Source organism: Butyricicoccus sp. AM78-15b2TA (genome assembly GCF_027665985.1).
In the GTDB taxonomy this organism is placed as follows: domain Bacteria; phylum Bacillota; class Clostridia; order Oscillospirales; family Butyricicoccaceae; genus Agathobaculum; species Agathobaculum butyriciproducens.
The window spans coordinates 76,135-93,189 of sequence record NZ_JAQEHY010000011.1 but is presented as its reverse complement, the minus strand read 5'-3'; the positions used below and the strand labels follow the sequence as shown (position 1 = coordinate 93,189).

Sequence of the window (17,055 nt, the reverse complement as noted above, 5' to 3'; positions counted from 1 at the left end):
ATGGCAAGGAAGGCAACCAGACTGCGCTTCACGAAAGAGGAGCTTGCCAGTCCGAAGGTCAGGCAGGCCGCCGCCAGAGCTGAAAAAGCAGCAGACAAAGCAGACCGTGCCGCCGAAAAAGCGCCGAAAAGGCGCAGGCTCAAGCTGAAAGCAGACAAAACCGCTGAGTGCAAAGTACATCTTACCTTCGAAAAGCAGGAGATCCCTGCCGGTGAACTGACCAGCAGGGGCCGCCGCTTCACCAGATCGGCGGTTCATTCCACAGCTGCAGCCGTGTCCGGAACGATTCACGGACAGATTGCTGTGGATAACCAGAATGATAATACAGCCGTACAGGCGGCACCTCAGCGAGAGTGACTGAACTCAGCGCCCATGCCGTCGAGCATAGCATTTACAGCAGAAAGCTGAAAGCATACCGGAAGGCAGAGCGTCTGCAAGGCAAATCCGATGCCGCGAACGTCGAGGCACTCTATCAGAAACGCATGACTGAGCATCCGGAGGAGTTTTCCAACCTGCTCTCCCGATGGCAGCAGAAAAAGGCGATCCGCAAGGAATACGCCGCCGCCAAAAGAGCCGAGGCGGCGGCAGCAAATGCAGGTTCTGCCGCAAAAGAAGGCACTGCGGGCATCAAGTCGATTGGACAGAAGCTCACAGATTTCAAGGATACGCTCTTTGAGCAGGCGGCAAAGCATCCGCAGCTGTTTCTCGCCGTCGGAGCCGTGATGCTCCTTTTCATGATGGTGTCCTCTGCCCTTTCCTCCTGCTCTGCGTTTTTGCCGGGCAGTTCGAGTGCTGTCGTTGCGACCACCTTCACCGCAAAGGACAGGGATATTATCAGCGCAAACGATGACTACAAAGCGCTCGAAGCTGCTCTTCAGAAAAAAATCGACAACATCGAATCGACCTGTCCCGGATACGATCAATATAACTACTACCTCGATGAGATCGGTCATGACCCCTATCAGCTGACCGCCTATCTGACGGTTCTGTTCGAGGATTACAGCCGAAGCGAGGTGCAGTCCACCCTGCAAACGCTCTTTGATCTGCAATATGAGCTGAAAATCGAGAAGGTGGTATCCCGAAAGAGGAAAATTCTCAATGTCACGCTCGTGAACAAAAATCTCGGGCATGTCATCACCGTGTCCGGCGGCATGAACGAGGATCAGTCCGAGCGCTATGCCATTCTGCTGCAGACCAAGGGCAACAAAGACTATCTCTTTGCCGACGATCCCTATGTTTCGGCAGGCAGTGACTATCTGAAATACAATATTCCCGGCGAGGCGCTGACCGACCAACGCTTTGCCAGCATGATCCGTGAAGCGGAGAAATATCTCGGCTATCCGTATGTCTGGGGCGGCTCTTCCCCATCGACCAGCTTTGACTGCTCCGGCTTTGTCTGCTATGTCATTGACCACTGCGGAAACGGCTGGAATGTGGGGCGAACGACCGCCGAAGGGCTCAGAAACTACTGCAAAATCATCCGGCCGAGTGATGCACGGCCCGGCGACTTGATTTTCTTCCAGAATACTTATAACACCTCGGGTGCAAGTCACGTTGGCATTTATGTCGGCAACGGCATGATGATTCACTGCGGCAACCCGATTTCCTACGCATCCGTCAACACGTCCTACTGGCAGGAGCATTTCTACTGCTATGGGCGAATTCCAAACTGACAGGAGGTTTCAGACATGACAAAACTCGAAAGGATTGGCGCTGATTTGAAGCGTGCCCGCGAAAAGCAGGCCGAATGGAATCAGCGCGTAAAGGATCTGGAGAACCGCTACCGCGAGGAGGAGAACGGTGTCATCCATTCCATGGTGCACGCTGCCAATCTGACGCCGGAGCAGCTCGCACAGATCATCTCACTGGCCGCCCAGGGGACTGTCGGTGTTTATCCGCAGCAGAACAGCGTATCGGACTATGACAAGGAGGAAACCGAAAATGAATATTAAGCGAATGACGGCAGGTCTTATGGCTGGCTTTCTGATGACAGGCGTACTTCCTGCGACCTGCTTTGCCGCCGACACCGAAACTGCCGAAAAGCAGACTGCACCGGTTACGGAAAACGCAGAGGCCGCTTCGGATGCCACTTCGGATACCACTTCGGATGCAGCGCAGGCCGAGCAGGAAAAGCTGCCTTACGAGGTGGATGTCGATGAGAACGGCAAGCTCACCTTCTCCTTCGGTGACTGGAAATGGTCTGCCGAGGATGCCGGGCAGGACAGAACCGACGGCACGGTCAGCGATGCAGTGAACAGCTATCTGAACCTTCGCTCCGGCTCCGGCATGGAGTACGAAATCATCGGTCACCTGCTGCCCGGCGAGAAGGTGCAGGTGGTCAGCAAGGACGGTGACTGGTATCAGGTCGTTGTTCCCGAGCGGACCGGCTATGTCTACAAGGATTATGTAGGCATGCTCAAAAAGGAGCAGGAAAGCGGAACGGTCGATGAGGAATTCCTCTCCATGATGCTTTACCTCATGATGAACAGCATCAATCAGACTGGCACTTCGCTCACGCCCGAGGGCAATCTGACACTGGTCGATGATATTGGGTCTTCCTCCGGTGCCGGTCAGCAGTTCATTACCCTTGTCACGAAATCCGGCAACTACTTCTATCTCATTATTGACCGCAACGACAAGGGTGAGGAGAACGTACATCTTCTGAATATGGTGGATGAGGCAGACCTTTTCGCCTTGATGGACGAGGAGCAGGTAAAGTCCTTCCAGACGGCACAGGATGCCGCCAATGCCGAGAAGGATGAGGCCGAATCAGCGCCTCAGGCACCCTCTGAAACAGAAGAGCCCGAGCAGCAGGAGCCTCCAAAGGCAGAAAAGAAAACCGCTCCCGTGCTGCCAGTCATCGGTGTGTTCATCATCCTGATCGCCTGCGGCGGTGGATATTTCATGATGCAGACCAAAAAGAAAAAGGCCGCTGAACAGCGACCTGATCCGGATGCGGATTATACCGAGGAAGATGAGGACGAATACGTGCTTCCGGAGGAATACGAGGACGAATCTTATCCCGAGGACGATGCTGAATATATGCCCGAGCCAGAGGATACGGAGGAGTAAGGAAAAGATTAATTCCTGGGGCAGCCTTCGGGCTGCCTTTACATATGTGATATAATATACGCAAAGCGACAAATAGAAATTTACTTCTACTTAGACATACAAACTGTTGACAGTAAAACTCCTATATAGTATTATTTGATAAAATACTATATAGGAGTTTTTGTGTGAAAATGAATGGCGGATTTCTTGTCACCAAAATAAAACAGCTTGGTGACCGGATTTTTGAGAAGATTCTCAGCGAAAAGAATATTGATGCGTTTAACGGAGCCCAAGGGCGTATTCTTTATGTGCTGTGGCAGGAAGATGGAATCTCAATCAGGTCACTCTCGATTAAATGTGGATTAGCGATAACTTCTCTTACTACGATGCTGGAAAGAATGGAACATCAAGGGCTGATAAGACGTGTTCAGTCTGAAACGGACAAAAGGAAAACACTCCTGTTTCTGACTGAAAAAGCACATGCCTTAAAGGACGAATACGATTCTGTATCTGATAAAATGGGCAGTATTTACTACAAAGGTTTTTCGGAGGAAGAAATTACCCAGTTTGAGGAATACCTCGACCGCATCAGAAAGAATCTTGAGGAGTGGCAGAAATCATGAGTATTTGTATCAAAGATCAGATTCAAAACATGAATATCGTCATCGGATGTACAGTGGGGTGTGCATATTGCTATGCCCGCAATAATGTGAAACGCTGGCATATGATTGATGACTTTGCTGACCCTGAATTCTTTCCGGGTAAGCTCAAGATGATGGAAAAGAAACGTCCGCAAAACTTTCTTCTTACCGGGATGAGCGATCTTTCCGGCTGGAAGTCAGAATGGAGAGACGAGGTATTTGAAAAAATCCGTGAAAATCCACAGCATCAGTTCCTGTTCCTTACAAAGCGACCTGATTTGCTGGATTTTGATACCGATCTGGAAAACGCATGGTTTGGCATTACGGTGACGAGGAAAGCAGAACTGTGGCGTATCGACGCCCTTCGGAAAAACGTCAGAGCAAAACATTACCATGTTTCCTTTGAGCCGTTATTCGATGATCCCGGCACAGTTGACCTTTCCGGGATCAACTGGATCGTTGTCGGCACCATGACTGGAGTTCAGAGCAGGAAGGTTCATACGGAGCCGGAGTGGGCATGGTCTCTGACAGATCAGGCGCATGCGCTTGACATTCCGGTATTTATGAAGGAAGATCTTGTCCCTATCATAGGGGATGAAAATATGATTCAGGAAATGCCGGAGGAATTCAATAAAGTGTTAGAGGTACAGAGATCATGGCAGAAGTAATCGATGGAATCCCCATTCGTGAGGTGGAAACAAAGAACATCATGACCAAGTCCAGTCTGCCTGTAGGCGGTTACTCGGTCAATCCATATGTAGGCTGTACACACGCCTGCAAGTATTGCTATGCTTCTTTTATGAAGCGCTTTACCGGACACACGGAGGAATGGGGCACTTTCCTTGATGTGAAGCATTGGCCGGAAATTAAAAATCCGAAGAAATTTGCCGGACAGCGGGTGGTCATCGGTTCTGTGACAGATGGCTACAATCCACAGGAGGAGCAATTCAGGAATACCAGAAAACTTCTGGAGCAGCTGATCGGCAGTGACGCAGATATTCTGATCTGCACAAAGTCGGATCTTGTGGTACGAGATATTGATCTGCTGAAGAAGCTTGGACGAGTAACCGTTTCATGGTCGATCAACACACTGGATGAAAATTTCAAGAACGATATGGACTCTGCTTCGAGCATTGAACGGCGTATCGCTGCTATGAAGCAGGTATATGAAGCAGGTATCCGTACAGTCTGTTTCGTATCTCCGGTATTCCCCGGCATCACGGATTTTGAAGCAATCTTTGAGCGGGTAAAGGATCAGTGCGATCTGTTCTGGCTCGAAAATCTCAATCTTCGAGGCGGTTTCAAAAAGACAATTATGGATTATATCGCCGGAAAATATCCTGATCTTGTCCCACTTTACGACGAGATCTATAACAAGCATAACCGCAGCTACTTTGAAGCACTTGAAGTAAAAGCTGAGGAAATGGCTAAGAAGTATGATTGTCCCTTTGTGGATAATGAAATGCCTTATGGCAGAGTCCCGCAGGGACATCCGGTGATCGTAGATTATTTCTATCATGAGGAAATCCGAGGGACAGAAAATACCGGAAAAAGAAATCGTTAAACAGAAATTTTGTAAGAACTTTGAACGAGGGAGACTCCTTGTCCGAAGGGCAAGAAGGTGCAACCGAGAAGATTTAGAACAATTCCAGTTTACAGACCTAAAACAGAATACCGTTCCTTACATAGCAGTCATGCACTTCGGTGCCTGGCTGCTGTTTTTTGCGAAAGGAGAAAGATTACGTTGATGTTTGAAAAGAAAGAAGCCCTTTATCTGGTGGATCACGAATCCTACCTGCATCTGAAGGAAACGGTCACGCAGACGGGGTTTGCGTATGAGACCTTCGATAAAGCTACCGGCGCTGCTCAGCACACCGGTCTGATCACCTATGAGGAAATGCTGGAGAATCCGATTCGCAATCCCCTCGCCTGTGCCAGAGTGATGGCGCTTGAGGAGATCGGGCTCAAAGGTGAAGTGGTTTCCGAAGTTGCACTTCGCACGCTGGAGCAAATCAAGGAGGCCAGACGCGCCTATCGAAAAGAGCATCCGGAGGATGCTCACGATCACAGCATCCGTTTTATCACCAGCGACTACAACGAGCTGTTCCGTATCCCGGACGGCGGCAAGGTGCAGATCGACTATGCGGGCAGACACTTTGTTTCTCCCTGCGTGTATATTGATGATTACCACACCAGAATTGCCGGCCGGGTCTATCACATCTGCGAGTTCGCTGAGATGATGGAGCGCGGCGGCGGCACAGTCGCTCCCGAACCGGAAATTACGGCAAACCAGGCCGCCTGGCAGATTGGGCACCGCGAATATCTCTCCATTCAGTCCACTGAAACCGGCTGGGACTACTCTGTTTACGACCGGCAGTTCAGCGAAATTGACGGCGGCGATATTGATTTGAAGCACATCACCATTCAGCAGTGCAGAGATATGCTCCTGCAGGATCTCGGATGGCAGGACAGGAGCTTCGTTCCGATGGATTATGAAATGGTCGAAAACCGCGCTGCCGATGTCGCAGAGGAAAAGCTGAATTCCCTGCTGGAACGAATTCATGCGGAGCGAAAGGAAATCGCAAACAGACCGCACAGCGATGCCCGTTCCGCTCCTAAAAAGAAAAAACGGGAGGAATGTTTATGAGCGCAGAGCAGAAAAGCTATCCCTCGCAGCTTGAGAAGGTAAAGGCCATTACGGATCAGCTGGAGGCAGGTATTCAGTCTCTTTTCGAGAGTGAAAAATTCAAGCAGTATCTGAAAACGCTTTCCAAGTTCCATAATTATTCGCTGAATAACACCCTGCTGATTGCCATGCAGAAGCCGGATGCCACGCTTGTTGCCGGATACACCACCTGGAAAAGGCAGTTTGGGCGTCAGGTACGCAAGGGGGCAAACGGCATCCGCATTCTCGCTCATGCGCCCTATAAGAAGAAAATAGAGGTCGACAAGACCGATACGGCTACCGGCAGAATCGTGAAAAATCCGGACGGAACCAATGCGAAGGAAACGCAGGAGGTTCTGATGCCTGCGTTCAAGGTGGTCAATGTCTTTGATGTCAGCCAGACAGACGGAAAGCCGCTGCCGACAATCGGTGTCAACGAGCTGACCGGCGATGTCGCGCAGTACGACCTGTTCTTCAAGGCATTAACGCGCGCCTGTCCTGTGCCCATTGAATTTGAACAGATTGAGAACGGCGATTACAGCTTCGCCTATGTGGCCGGCTGGTCGCACGGCAAAGAGCTGCCCGAGCTCAGGGCCTCACTGGATAAAATCCGCACGACCGCTTCGGAGATGATTACCGAAATCGACTCTCACCTTGCAGACCTGCACCAGGAATATGTCTGGGCGCATCTGACGGCGGCGGATGTGAAGCATATCGAGTGCATCGGGTCCGAATACATGCCCTTATCCCGTATGGCAGAGCACACCTTTTCCTGTGAGATTGCCGGTGAAGCAATGACGCTGAAGCTCCATTTATCGCAGCACGATGACGGTGAAGGCTTTACCATCCATTCCGAGGGAAAGGACATCTGGGAGGCTATGCCGGAAAGTGAGCTGCGCCGACTGGAGCCTGTTCTGACCTCGGCGGCGGAGCTGCATTACTGGACTCCTGAGGTCGAGCAGGCCGAAACGATACAGGCTGTCAAGGACGCTGCCTGCCGATTTATGGAGGATGAAACGCTTGGCCTGTCGCGGGAACAGTGTCAGCGGTTCTGGACTGTCATCGAGCAGAAGGAAGCGGAGTTTGCGCCGCCCTCTGCCCTCGCTGATTTGCAGGCGAAAAAGACCACAACCGAAAAGGAAAAGCCGTCAAAGCGTGCTCGGAACAAACAGAAAATGCAGGAGGAAGCTCGGTAACATCTGCGCTTCTTCCTGCTGTTTACCACCATACAATCAACAGGAGGTGCTCCATGCAGCCGAGAAACAAATGGGTTCACTTTGTCATGTCGCAGGATGAACTGGACCGAATGCAGCAGAAAATGCAGGAGGTCGGAATCCAGAACAAGAGCGCCTATCTCCGCAAAATGGCACTGGACGGCTACTGTGTGAATCTGGAACTGGAGGACGTCAAGAAAATGGTCTCGCTGCTGCGCTATTGCAGCAACAATCTCAATCAGTACGCAAAACGCGCCAACGCGACCAACTCCATTTATGCAGATGATATTCAGGATTTGCAGAACCGGCTGGAGGAAATCTGGCTGTCTGCGAAAGAAATTCTGGCAAGACTGGCGGTGATTCAGTAGTGTTACTGTTGTGAAAAGTGCTTGAAGCGCCGCTTCTATCTGCTGAATGCGAATTAAATTATGAACAAACTGTAAACGCTCTGAAAGAAGCGCTACATTTTATGTGACGAGATATATATAGTATATATGAGGATTTTGAAGAGTCACTTAGACAATTTTGTATTCTCATATTACACAATTATCAATAAAACGAAAGGACAACTGTAATGGATAACGAAATGTTAGCGCTTTACAAAGAAGCAAACCGTAAATGGAACGAAAAGGAGCATTTGATGCGCAATGTGCTCCGCTACAAGGATGCTCCCCGGGCATCTATCGGAGAGTCGGATCGCCGTTCGCTTTTTGCAGTCGGTTTGACTGATGACTTGATGGACTGGAAAATTGTTTCGCTGGATTTTGGCAGCAGCTCCAGTTATTATGCATACATTTGCAACGAAGATACAGCGATTGGCGCACATTATCGTCTGGTTGGCGAGTTGACGTCCGAAATCCGCATTTTCGATGACGTTCTTGGCGAGAGTATGTTTGCGGCGAAAGCAAACAAAATTCGTATCTGGCGCGCAGGAGCATTTGGCTGCATCATCCAATTGCTGGGTCGTGATGTTTATGTAAAACAGGCCCTCTGGTAATAACCCGACTGCGGCTGACTCCGTCTCCAAACACCATATTAGGCATTAAGGCAATACCGCACAATTAAAGCGGCGGTGCTTTGCGGAAATTTTGTGTCCTGACTTTGGCTTCGGTTCCTTGCGCGAGTTCCGTCCGCGCTGCCGAAGTTTCACGGTAATACATCAAGTATTACCGCAAAACTGTGCCTCGTCAGTACGCAAAATTTACTCGCAAATCACTCTTGTTCAATTATGCGGTGTTGCCTTAAATTATTTGCAAGGCGGCAGCGGTATAGTCCGAGGCCGCCTTTTTGGCGGATGATAGGGCTTAGCAAATTGGAAATCAATAAAATTCATGCGTTGTAAAAACTGCGGTTGAATTTTACAGCAGATTGGGATATACTATGGTTGAAAGGAGTTGAGCAATATGCCAAATATCAGACCCATTTCCGATCTGCGAAATTACAGCGATGTGCTGCATGATGTGGCTGTTGGTGCTCCGGTTTTTCTGACAAAGAACGGGCGCGGCAGATATGCAATTCTCGATATACAGGACTTTGAAAAGACACAGGCAACCCTCCGGCTGATGAATGAACTTGCAAAAGGCCGAAAATCTGGCGAAGAGAAAGGCTGGCTGACATTGGAAGCCGTAGAAAAGAACCTCGGGATTGTCAATGAATAATTTGCATTTGTCCGAAGAAGCCCAAAATGATCTTTTAGAAATCAAAGCCTATATTGAGGAAGAGTTACTGAACCCATCCGCAGCATTGGCCACCGTAAGTCGAATTACAAAGAGTCTCCGCATTTTGCAGAACCATGCACAGGCCGGAGCTCAGCTATCTTCGATTGCGGATATAGAGAGCGATTATCGCTTTATTGTAAGCGGCAATTACATTAGTTTCTACCGTGCTTACGACAGCGAAGTTTTTATTGACCGTATTCTCTATGCCCGCCGTGATTATATGCGGATTTTGTTCGGAGACAGTACAACAGATGAATAGATGACAAACCATTGAACCGCTTGTAGAGATACAAGCGGTTTTGCAATTCAGACACTGCCAAAGATAACGCGCTGCATATCCTCTGTCAGTATGTTTCCCCTTGTTTACCTCAACAATATAAGCTTGCTTTCACCTCTATCCACGCTAAAGTAAACACCTATAAAACGACATCCTTGACAAGCGAAAATCCATATCATAGACTGTAATCAGAACACGCAGGAGGTCTTGATATGTGGCTGATTAAACTTCCCTTTCGCATTATCGCGCTGCTGATTATGGCAGTTGTCAGCGTATTTTCTATTTTTTATTCGATAGCTTTGCATATCTCCACGCTGGCAACGGGACTGTTATATCTGCTGCTGGGCGTCTGCCTTGTCACGCTGCTTTTTCAGCACGCATGGGCCCTCGCTGCGATCGTTTTCGGGTTTGCAGTTCTGGTATTTCTGGCAATCCTGTTCACTGAAATCATTTCACTTGGACTGGAAACGCTGACCGGGCTGCTGTCTAAATTCATTTTTTCGTAATACCGCATACGCTGTAAGATCGGAGGCATGAAAATGTCTCCGATCTTTATTTTTGTTGAAAATGCAGAAAGGAGTGACTGTCTGTGGCCGCTACACGACTGATCCCCATGCACATCAGTAAGGGCAAAACCATTGCGCGCAGCCTGGGCGACAGAACGAATTATGCCAAAAATCCGGATAAGACTGAGAAAGGCAGACTGGTCACCGGGTATCAATGTGATCCGCTGACCGTTGATGAAGAGTTTCTGCTGTCAAAGCGTCGATATGAGCAGATTACCGGCCGCCGGCAGCAGCATGAAGTAATCGCCTATCAAATTCGTCAGTCCTTCAAACCGAGCGAGATCACGCCGGAGGAAGCGAACCGTTTAGGGCGTGAGCTTGCGCTTCGATTTACCAAAGGCAGGTATGCATTGACTTTTGTTTGCAGGACTCCATACCATCCATAGCAAAGGAGTCCAACCTCTCAGTTCATCTGATTGGTTGGGCTCTTTCTTTATATATGGTTGAACTACAACGATAACATCTTAAACTCGATTTGAACTGCGGAAGACTTATTCAAATAACTGTCCTCTCTACTTTTCACTTTTCGATACTGCTTCTGCACGCAAAGCCGCACATGGTCCGATATATACGACCGATTGCACTCTACATTCATCCAGTATAAAAGTGCAGCCTGACTTCAAGCTGCACTTCAAAATTTATTCAAATTAGTTTTTTCATAGTCCCGTCCACCATAAAAACAACGCATAATGTATACTGTCTTTATGCTTTCCTCGACCTTATAAATGATAACATAATTTTTTACGGTAATGCGGCGATACCCCATTGCTTTCAATCGAGTATCTCGACACCGCTCATACATTTCCGGCATTTTCTCCAAATTAGAATAGCAAGATCCTATCCCATCCAATAAATCAGCCGCATCCGACGGATTCGATAATTCCCTCAAAATATAGTCAAGAATTTCTTCCAAGTCCTTATTGGCCAGAGGTGCAATCTCAACTTTATAAGCCATATTTCGCCTTCAAGTCTTTCAATGCTTTGCGAGCGTCTATCGCTTTGCCTTCGTGAATTTCTTCTTCGGCCTGTGCTAATCTGGAATACACATCCAACATATACAGTTTTTCCTCATAGGCTTTCATCCCCATAATAACCATGTCACCATAACCATTTTTAGTGATATAGACCGGCTCAGGAGATTCATTGCACATTTTAGAAATTTCAGTCGTATTTTTCAAATCACGGATTGGTATAATACGAGGCATATAAACACGCTCCTTTCGTACCATAATTATGCTACGCCGTATTTACTTCTGCAATGTCTATTTCTTAGTAATCACCTCCTCCACCGTTCTCATCTTCTACTGAATGATTTTGCGGTACTTATCCCGTAATTTCATATTTTACTTTTTCAATTTCCGGTACTGCGTCTGTATGCAGAACATCACACGATCAGAGATATACGACCGGTCACGCTCAGCATAGAACGCCAGCGGCTCGGCAAGCGCATTTACGATATCTTCCCGTGAGGAATCGTACCGAATCTGAGCGCCGTAGTTTGCCTGTGCCGCGTGAACCTGTCGGACGAATTGGGCATTCATCGGCTGAGCACGAAGTTGGGACAGCAACACTTTCGGCTCTACATCCATCGGGTAATCACGCACATTGGACAGCAGTCCTGCGCCAAAATCGAACATCGGGCAATAGTCAAACACTTCCCCGCGGCGCAACACAGCGATATTGTTCAAGTGACGGTCCTCGTTACCAAACAGCATATCCGCTTCAAACAACGCGGTCAAATAAGCACCGAACCGGTCAAGTCCGGTCAAGCGTTCGGTCTGTTCGACCAGCCACCCGATTTTTGCCTGCATATTGGGAAGTCGTTTTACTTGCGACTGCCAGTCCGAGCCTACGCCTTTGCGCAGTAAATCGGCAAGTGTCAGAATGGATTCTCCCGGCTGCAAAAAGTCTGCACTGGAACAGCCGTTGCGGGTGCGGCCATGGACCTCCAGCCGCTCCATGCGGTAGGTTACATATTGAAAACCCAGTTCAATAATATTGGTTCGAGACAACAGCGCCGAAGTCACAGTTTCCGCCAGCCCTTCATAGCCGAACATATCCAGCTTAAACCAGCGGCCGTCCTCCTGCCACTTCTCCTGATTGCCCTTTGACGAAGTTCCTGCAATGCGGTTTCCTGTCGTCCTCTTGATTACCACGCTCATCCCTCCATGATCACAAGGCGACAGTTGTCCTCTGCCATACGGCCCTCAGTCTTGCGAATGATTTCCAGCGGCTCATACTTTTCCAATCCAAATTCCGCCAAATAATAGCGCAGACCATCCCGTTGACGCGGTACACAGCGGCTTTCTAAAAACTCCTGCAAATCGTTCCAGGTCGGGTTCTGGTCGACACCAAATGCTGTCCGCAATACATCTGCCGTATGGTTCTCGATTGCCAGCGTGCGCGTTGTTCTGTCTGCGCAGATTTTCGTACACAGTGCGTTACCATCGTAAAAATGCAGGACAAGCAGCTCATGTCCGTGCCGACGAGCGGTATCCACAAAGTCTGAGTAGCCGCCCGATACAGCACGCCGTATCGTGATGGATTCACCATCAAACTGCAGCACAACTTCGCGCGATTCTTCGTCAATCCCCAGTTCGTTTATCCAAGCAGACGGCAGTGCCACGCGATAGTTTTTCGCATCCGCGCCAGCCGTTCCGCCTGCCTTGTTGATTAAAATTTTTGCCTTGCGCTGTTCTATCGACACTCATATCACTCCCTGCTATTATTGTATCCATTGGACACCAATATAGCGAATTTTATTGTTCATTATTTACACGATAACGCTGTCCCTGCACGAGTTACTGTATAGGGCTATAAAGAGATCTTATCCGCAAATTTATAGGTAAAACCCTGCATTATATAACGCAGCCGTTAAGAGAGGCTGTAAATCTACTCTTAACGGCTGTGCTTATCTTTTTCTATATTCTTCGATCACGCACTCGTGCTCTTTGGTGTCTTTGTTATAGTTGATGCCAACAAGCAGGATATCGCCCGTATACTGCACAATCGATGCAGGGTAATTTCGATCCTTAATCTGCTGCAAAGCGGTCTGCGCGTTCTTGTTCCACTTCAGCTCGACAATCAGCGCCGGATAATCACTCCGGTATTCCGGTTTAGGCAGAAATACGAAATCCGCAAATCCGCGGCCGGCCGGCAGTTCACGAACCGGCTTAAAATAATACTGCATCGCGCTCAAGTAGGCGATCGTCAGAACACTGCTCAACGAATTTTCGTTATGGTACTGAATGACTGACGTATATTCATTGTGAATCTTCTCGATCTGCTTTGCTACTGCGGCACAGTCCCTATCGAGCGTTGCATCGAGCAGCTTATCAGACTCCTGTTGAAACAGCAGCATCTCATTCCACGGCTTACTCTCCACGGCCGTGGTTAGTTCCTGACGGATTTCTTCATTTGGAACGGATGCGGTTCTTTCCCTCTGATCGTAGCCAAGATAGCCGAGATGGATCAAATAGGTCAGCACATCGTCCTTGCTGTTGATATTTGCCGTATCATTTTTGAATGTCGCGGTGTTCACTTTGACCGACGCGCCTGACAGCATTTCGATGACAGCGGTTTTCAGACCATCGTAGTCCATGTTGATGAGCGGAACAATCGCATCATACGATGCTGTTTCCGACCAGTAGCTGCGGAACTCCTGCCGCTGCATCACGCTGACGACTACCCTCGGATTATAGATCTGCTGACCGTTCAGTAGATAGCCGTTATACCAGCGTTTCACCTCGCCAAAGTCCCGGTGATATGTGCTGCAAAGCCGCTGCACTTCGTCCTCAGTAAAACCGATAAACGGAGCGAGTGGACCGGGGCTCAGCATGGTGAATTCGTTAAAGTTATTGAGTGCTGACTGCGTTTTTTCTTTTTTGATTGGGAGAATACCCGTCAAATAGGCAAGCGCAATATACTTTGTCGGCTCGACTCCCTTAAAGAGACCGCGCAGGAAGCTGATATATTCGTTCTGGATTTTTGTATCAGCCGATGCATCTCGAATGAGCACATCCCATTCGTCAATGATGATAACAAATTTCCGTCCGGTCTTTTCGCGCACACGAGACAAGGCATCCGGCAGAGAAGCAACCTCGGACGGCAGACTATCCGGATAGATATCTCGCAGCTCCTCCATTACGCTTTCTGTGATGACTGAAACGATATTGCCATCCGCATAGGAGCGAAACCACTGAACATCGATATGAATAACATCATAGCGGTTCAGGTGCGTGCGAAACAGAGGGGTTTTCCCAATGTCCAGATCTGCAAACATTTTCTCGGAATCTGTACCTCTGCTGTAATACGCCGCGAGCATATTCGCTGCATAGGATTTTCCAAACCTTCTCGGCCGGCTGTTGCAGATATAGGCATCCGGAGTATCCAACACGCGGTTGGCATATGCAATCAGACCTGTCTTGTCGAGATAGATCTCCGCATTCAGCGCGACCTGAAATGCACTGTTATCTGGATTTACAAATCTCCCCATCTGTAACATCTCCTTTCAGCGGTAATCACTTCTCTATGTATTGATTTTACCATCCATCCGCACAAATAGCAAACGAAGCAGATCTTCAGTGTTCAATTTTATATCGACCGTATTTTCTACCAGCAAAGTTGCGCCAAAAATGCACTTTTCTTACCGCAAAACTGAATTGTTTAACTGAAAGGCTAAAACAGCCTTAAAATAAACAATTAGGAGTTTTACAAATGGACTATTTCGCTCAAATTGAACTCGGGCTGCGCATCAAAAGTCTGCGTACGGAAAAAGGGTTAACCCAGGAAAAACTGGCCGAATCTTTAGGCATCAGCGTTGAATATGTCGGCAAAATCGAACGCGGAAAGCGCACACCATCTCTTGATCTGGTTATTGCCATGTCCAAGTTCTTCCACGCAAGCACAGATTATATTCTTCTTGCCAATCGCAGAACAACTGAACTCGGGTAATCCGTACTCCCTGTACCTGTTACTTCTTTCGCAATAATATACAATTATTATGTAAGGATCATTAATCCTTACATGTTCTTTGACAAGTCAATATCAGTCAATCAAGTTCAGCATGTGATATGGAGGAACATCAGCGACAAACGCCACGATTGCCATTGGCAGGAGCGAAAATCGGCTGTAAGTTTCGGTTTGCTACTGAAATATACCTATGAAATATTGCAAAATAATGATACTTCTGCACGCAGCTCCGAGAGGACCGCGGAGGGGTGAAATTCCCATGAGGTCGGTTATCGCAGCCGACCGCTTGATTGACTCCCTACAGGCTTAATGCCTGCGATCCTGAGGGGGCGTCAGAGACAAATTCTTGGGAAACATAATCTTTAGCAATAGAAATTCACCGTGGGCGGGATCTTCTCCGCCCACGTTACATAATAGGAGTGGGAATCTATGATTAACAAAAATTGGAGTTTTCGCAGAGGTGACATTTACCTTGCTGACCTCGGCGAGCATCATGGTCACATTCAAGGAGGCACCCGTCCTGTTGTTGTCGTTCAGAACGACTACGGCAACAGATTTGCACCGACCCTGATCGTCGTTCCCCTTACGGCTGAAATCAAAAAAACAGACATGCCAACACACTACGTCTTGCGGCATCAACGCGGTCTGGACAAGCCATGCATGGCCTTGGCCGAACAGATCCAGACAATACGTAAATCGCAAATCATCCGCTATTTGGGTCATGTGCGACCAATCCATATGTCGTGCATCGACCTAGGCATTCGCGAGAGCATAGGCCTGCCGCCACAGCACATCATCCGCATCATACCACCTAACGAGCAAAAGGAGTAATTTTTATGCAAAATATCGATAGTATCCCTATCAGCACCGACAAGCGTTGCTATACGGTCGCTGAGTTGCAGAAAATGCTGGGCATTAGCCGTGGAAGCGTCTATCAGCTGCTGAAAACCGGTCAGTTCCACTGGTTTAAAATCGGCACCGCAATCCGCATTTCCAAATTCAGCTTTGACGAATGGCTTAATGGCCAATCCTGCTGATGTCAAGGATGTCGCTCAACTGTTCGACATCCTAACAATGTCGCTATACATCAACTAAAATATAGCCAGGTCAAATGACCTGGCTACTATTTTCGAAGGAGAATCCCCATGACAAAAAAGAAAAAGACTACAATGTCTGTGCCAGAGATGCAGCGCCTGCTCGGCCTGGGTAAAACCGATGCGTATTGGCTTGTTAAAAAGCAATGCTTCGAGACCGCTATTATCAACGGCAAGATTCGAATCATAATAGACAGTTTCGAGCATTGGTATGCCCGACAAGTCAAGCACAAAAAGGTCCATGGGCCGCCGCCCGGCAAAGTACTCCGTGCAGAATCCTATTCCCCGCAAGAGCTTGCCGAAGAGCTAGGCATAGGCTTCAGTACCATATACGATATTATTCAACGTTACAACATTAAAACTTTTAAAGTTGATAGCTGGCTTCGCATTTCCAAGCGCGATTTTTGAGATTGGTATAAAACGCAAACCAGATACCGTACCCGAGCCGACCGAGCACGAGATGCTGCTCTTGAAGCACAGACGATGACAATGCCCGAAGTTGCACAAATTTTAGGCATCCCTCGCAAGGCTGTTTACCACATCCTCCTTTATGGCCCGGATCGAGACAAATTCGACTTCGTTTTTATCGCTGGCCGTCGGCGCGTGACCAAAGAGAGTTTCGACCGCTGGTATTCCGACCAGAGCAGGTTTTGCACCGAAATCGACAAAACAAAGTCGGTTTTTTGGATGCAGGAAGCATCTGTCCTCCTGCACATTACATATAATGATGTCCGCCAAATGATTCAAAGCGGCGAACTCGCCGCGGAGAAATGCGGCGCAAAGTATTTGATTTCGCGAGATGAAATCCAGCGGATTTTGCTCCAACAGGAAAATAAACATGAAATTTGAGGTGAAATA

General features: G+C 48.4%; 23 protein-coding genes and 2 pseudogenes. 20 read left to right on the top strand and 5 right to left on the bottom strand.

Annotated elements, in window-relative coordinates:
• From PGS25_RS10975 to PGS25_RS10905, 15 genes and pseudogenes are all read left to right on the top strand, one after another.
• Positions 1–357 carry a hypothetical protein gene (locus PGS25_RS10975; RefSeq protein WP_270418692.1) on the top strand — a complete coding sequence of 119 codons (357 nt, stop codon included), beginning with the start codon at positions 1–3 and terminating at the stop codon, positions 355–357.
• The gene (locus PGS25_RS10970; protein ID WP_270418691.1) at positions 354–1,673 is read left to right on the top strand and encodes a C40 family peptidase; all 1,320 of its coding nucleotides are present in this window, start codon (positions 354–356) and stop codon (positions 1,671–1,673) included. The genes PGS25_RS10975 and PGS25_RS10970 overlap by 4 nt, the downstream gene beginning before the upstream one ends.
• 15 nt (positions 1,674–1,688) lie before the next feature.
• Complete coding sequence (locus PGS25_RS10965; protein ID WP_118648705.1) at positions 1,689–1,952, top strand: DUF4315 family protein; 264 nt, start codon at positions 1,689–1,691, stop codon at positions 1,950–1,952.
• Positions 1,942–3,072, top strand: a complete 1,131-nt coding sequence (locus PGS25_RS10960; protein ID WP_270418690.1) for a CD1107 family mobile element protein — start codon at positions 1,942–1,944, stop codon at positions 3,070–3,072. The genes PGS25_RS10965 and PGS25_RS10960 overlap by 11 nt, the downstream gene beginning before the upstream one ends.
• A 164-nt stretch (positions 3,073–3,236) precedes the next feature.
• Positions 3,237–3,674: a radical SAM mobile pair system MarR family transcriptional regulator gene (locus PGS25_RS10955; RefSeq protein WP_270418689.1), complete on the top strand. Its 438-nt coding sequence runs from the start codon at positions 3,237–3,239 to the stop codon at positions 3,672–3,674.
• Positions 3,671–4,360, top strand: a complete 690-nt coding sequence (locus PGS25_RS10950; protein ID WP_270418687.1) for a radical SAM mobile pair protein A — start codon at positions 3,671–3,673, stop codon at positions 4,358–4,360. The genes PGS25_RS10955 and PGS25_RS10950 overlap by 4 nt, the downstream gene beginning before the upstream one ends.
• Positions 4,348–5,256: a radical SAM mobile pair protein B gene (locus tag PGS25_RS10945; protein ID WP_270418686.1), complete on the top strand. Its 909-nt coding sequence runs from the start codon at positions 4,348–4,350 to the stop codon at positions 5,254–5,256. Before PGS25_RS10950 ends, PGS25_RS10945 begins: the two co-directional genes overlap by 13 nt.
• A 183-nt stretch (positions 5,257–5,439) precedes the next feature.
• Positions 5,440–6,339, top strand: a complete 900-nt coding sequence (locus tag PGS25_RS10940; RefSeq protein ID WP_270418685.1) for an LPD16 domain-containing protein — start codon at positions 5,440–5,442, stop codon at positions 6,337–6,339.
• A pseudogene (locus PGS25_RS10935) lies at positions 6,330–7,031 on the top strand (ArdC family protein); the annotation flags it as partial. The gene PGS25_RS10940 and the pseudogene PGS25_RS10935, both read left to right, overlap by 10 nt.
• A 575-nt stretch (positions 7,032–7,606) precedes the next feature.
• Positions 7,607–7,939: a plasmid mobilization protein gene (locus PGS25_RS10930; protein WP_118648711.1), complete on the top strand. Its 333-nt coding sequence runs from the start codon at positions 7,607–7,609 to the stop codon at positions 7,937–7,939.
• Positions 7,940–8,145: 206 nt separating this feature from the next.
• Entirely contained in the window at positions 8,146–8,568 is a 423-nt protein-coding gene (locus PGS25_RS10925; protein WP_270418684.1) for a hypothetical protein, read from the top strand.
• Positions 8,569–8,974: 406 nt separating this feature from the next.
• Positions 8,975–9,229, top strand: a complete 255-nt coding sequence (locus PGS25_RS10920) for a type II toxin-antitoxin system prevent-host-death family antitoxin (protein WP_270418683.1) — start codon at positions 8,975–8,977, stop codon at positions 9,227–9,229.
• Positions 9,222–9,548, top strand: a complete 327-nt coding sequence (locus tag PGS25_RS10915) for a type II toxin-antitoxin system RelE/ParE family toxin (RefSeq protein ID WP_270418681.1) — start codon at positions 9,222–9,224, stop codon at positions 9,546–9,548. Before PGS25_RS10920 ends, PGS25_RS10915 begins: the two co-directional genes overlap by 8 nt.
• Positions 9,549–9,778: 230 nt before the next feature.
• Positions 9,779–10,072: a hypothetical protein gene (locus tag PGS25_RS10910; protein WP_270418680.1), complete on the top strand. Its 294-nt coding sequence runs from the start codon at positions 9,779–9,781 to the stop codon at positions 10,070–10,072.
• Positions 10,073–10,155: 83 nt separating this feature from the next.
• Positions 10,156–10,503: pseudogene (locus tag PGS25_RS10905) on the top strand (relaxase/mobilization nuclease domain-containing protein); the annotation flags it as partial.
• A gap of 260 nt (positions 10,504–10,763) precedes the next feature.
• On the opposite strand, the gene PGS25_RS10900 reads toward PGS25_RS10905, so the two are convergent.
• From PGS25_RS10900 to PGS25_RS10880, 5 genes are all read right to left on the bottom strand, one after another.
• Positions 10,764–11,087: a type II toxin-antitoxin system RelE/ParE family toxin gene (locus PGS25_RS10900; protein WP_270418678.1), complete on the bottom strand. Its 324-nt coding sequence runs from the start codon at positions 11,085–11,087 to the stop codon at positions 10,764–10,766.
• Positions 11,077–11,337 carry a type II toxin-antitoxin system Phd/YefM family antitoxin gene (locus PGS25_RS10895; RefSeq protein WP_270418677.1) on the bottom strand — a complete coding sequence of 87 codons (261 nt, stop codon included), beginning with the start codon at positions 11,335–11,337 and terminating at the stop codon, positions 11,077–11,079. The genes PGS25_RS10900 and PGS25_RS10895 overlap by 11 nt, the downstream gene beginning before the upstream one ends.
• Positions 11,338–11,475: 138 nt before the next feature.
• A complete protein-coding gene (locus PGS25_RS10890) occupies positions 11,476–12,288 on the bottom strand; it encodes a hypothetical protein (protein WP_270418675.1) in 813 nt (270 codons plus the stop codon).
• A 2-nt stretch (positions 12,289–12,290) separates the two neighbouring features.
• Positions 12,291–12,839, bottom strand: a complete 549-nt coding sequence (locus PGS25_RS10885) for an AbrB/MazE/SpoVT family DNA-binding domain-containing protein (protein ID WP_270418673.1) — start codon at positions 12,837–12,839, stop codon at positions 12,291–12,293.
• Positions 12,840–13,043: 204 nt separating this feature from the next.
• The gene (locus tag PGS25_RS10880; protein ID WP_270418672.1) at positions 13,044–14,627 is read right to left on the bottom strand and encodes an AAA family ATPase; all 1,584 of its coding nucleotides are present in this window, start codon (positions 14,625–14,627) and stop codon (positions 13,044–13,046) included.
• 221 nt (positions 14,628–14,848) lie between these two features.
• Here PGS25_RS10880 and PGS25_RS10875 point away from each other — a divergent pair, with 221 nt between their 5' ends.
• The 5 genes from PGS25_RS10875 to PGS25_RS10855 all read left to right on the top strand — a co-directional run bounded on the left by PGS25_RS10875 (position 14,849) and on the right by PGS25_RS10855 (position 17,046).
• Positions 14,849–15,085: a helix-turn-helix domain-containing protein gene (locus PGS25_RS10875; protein WP_118686363.1), complete on the top strand. Its 237-nt coding sequence runs from the start codon at positions 14,849–14,851 to the stop codon at positions 15,083–15,085.
• A 447-nt stretch (positions 15,086–15,532) separates the two neighbouring features.
• Entirely contained in the window at positions 15,533–15,934 is a 402-nt protein-coding gene (locus PGS25_RS10870; RefSeq protein ID WP_243031002.1) for a type II toxin-antitoxin system PemK/MazF family toxin, read from the top strand.
• Positions 15,935–15,939: 5 nt separating this feature from the next.
• On the top strand, positions 15,940–16,140 hold the full coding sequence (locus PGS25_RS10865) for a helix-turn-helix domain-containing protein (RefSeq protein ID WP_118478688.1): 201 nt from the start codon (positions 15,940–15,942) through the stop codon (positions 16,138–16,140).
• Positions 16,141–16,248: 108 nt separating this feature from the next.
• Positions 16,249–16,605: a helix-turn-helix domain-containing protein gene (locus PGS25_RS10860; protein WP_270418666.1), complete on the top strand. Its 357-nt coding sequence runs from the start codon at positions 16,249–16,251 to the stop codon at positions 16,603–16,605.
• Positions 16,606–16,686: 81 nt separating this feature from the next.
• Positions 16,687–17,046 carry a helix-turn-helix domain-containing protein gene (locus tag PGS25_RS10855; protein ID WP_270418664.1) on the top strand — a complete coding sequence of 120 codons (360 nt, stop codon included), beginning with the start codon at positions 16,687–16,689 and terminating at the stop codon, positions 17,044–17,046.
• The last annotated feature ends 9 nt before the right edge of the window (positions 17,047–17,055 follow it).

Bases quoted from the DNA above. Each gene is read 5' to 3' on its own strand.
- PGS25_RS10860 (WP_270418666.1), top strand. From the start codon at position 16,249: ATGACAAAAAAGAAAAAGACTACAATGTCTGTGCCAGAGATGCAGCGC.
- PGS25_RS10950 (WP_270418687.1), top strand. From the start codon at position 3,671: ATGAGTATTTGTATCAAAGATCAGATTCAAAACATGAATATCGTCATC.
- PGS25_RS10930 (WP_118648711.1), top strand. From the start codon at position 7,607: ATGCAGCCGAGAAACAAATGGGTTCACTTTGTCATGTCGCAGGATGAA.
- PGS25_RS10855 (WP_270418664.1), top strand. From the start codon at position 16,687: ATGCCCGAAGTTGCACAAATTTTAGGCATCCCTCGCAAGGCTGTTTAC.
- PGS25_RS10865 (WP_118478688.1), top strand. From the start codon at position 15,940: ATGCAAAATATCGATAGTATCCCTATCAGCACCGACAAGCGTTGCTAT.
- PGS25_RS10910 (WP_270418680.1), top strand. From the start codon at position 9,779: ATGTGGCTGATTAAACTTCCCTTTCGCATTATCGCGCTGCTGATTATG.
- PGS25_RS10915 (WP_270418681.1), top strand. From the start codon at position 9,222: ATGAATAATTTGCATTTGTCCGAAGAAGCCCAAAATGATCTTTTAGAA.
- PGS25_RS10925 (WP_270418684.1), top strand. From the start codon at position 8,146: ATGGATAACGAAATGTTAGCGCTTTACAAAGAAGCAAACCGTAAATGG.
- PGS25_RS10875 (WP_118686363.1), top strand. From the start codon at position 14,849: ATGGACTATTTCGCTCAAATTGAACTCGGGCTGCGCATCAAAAGTCTG.
- PGS25_RS10945 (WP_270418686.1), top strand. From the start codon at position 4,348: ATGGCAGAAGTAATCGATGGAATCCCCATTCGTGAGGTGGAAACAAAG.
- PGS25_RS10900 (WP_270418678.1), bottom strand. From the start codon at position 11,087: ATGGCTTATAAAGTTGAGATTGCACCTCTGGCCAATAAGGACTTGGAA.
- PGS25_RS10920 (WP_270418683.1), top strand. From the start codon at position 8,975: ATGCCAAATATCAGACCCATTTCCGATCTGCGAAATTACAGCGATGTG.
- PGS25_RS10960 (WP_270418690.1), top strand. From the start codon at position 1,942: ATGAATATTAAGCGAATGACGGCAGGTCTTATGGCTGGCTTTCTGATG.
- PGS25_RS10940 (WP_270418685.1), top strand. From the start codon at position 5,440: ATGTTTGAAAAGAAAGAAGCCCTTTATCTGGTGGATCACGAATCCTAC.
- PGS25_RS10895 (WP_270418677.1), bottom strand. From the start codon at position 11,337: ATGCCTCGTATTATACCAATCCGTGATTTGAAAAATACGACTGAAATT.
- PGS25_RS10965 (WP_118648705.1), top strand. From the start codon at position 1,689: ATGACAAAACTCGAAAGGATTGGCGCTGATTTGAAGCGTGCCCGCGAA.
- PGS25_RS10870 (WP_243031002.1), top strand. From the start codon at position 15,533: ATGATTAACAAAAATTGGAGTTTTCGCAGAGGTGACATTTACCTTGCT.
- PGS25_RS10880 (WP_270418672.1), bottom strand. From the start codon at position 14,627: ATGGGGAGATTTGTAAATCCAGATAACAGTGCATTTCAGGTCGCGCTG.
- PGS25_RS10975 (WP_270418692.1), top strand. From the start codon at position 1: ATGGCAAGGAAGGCAACCAGACTGCGCTTCACGAAAGAGGAGCTTGCC.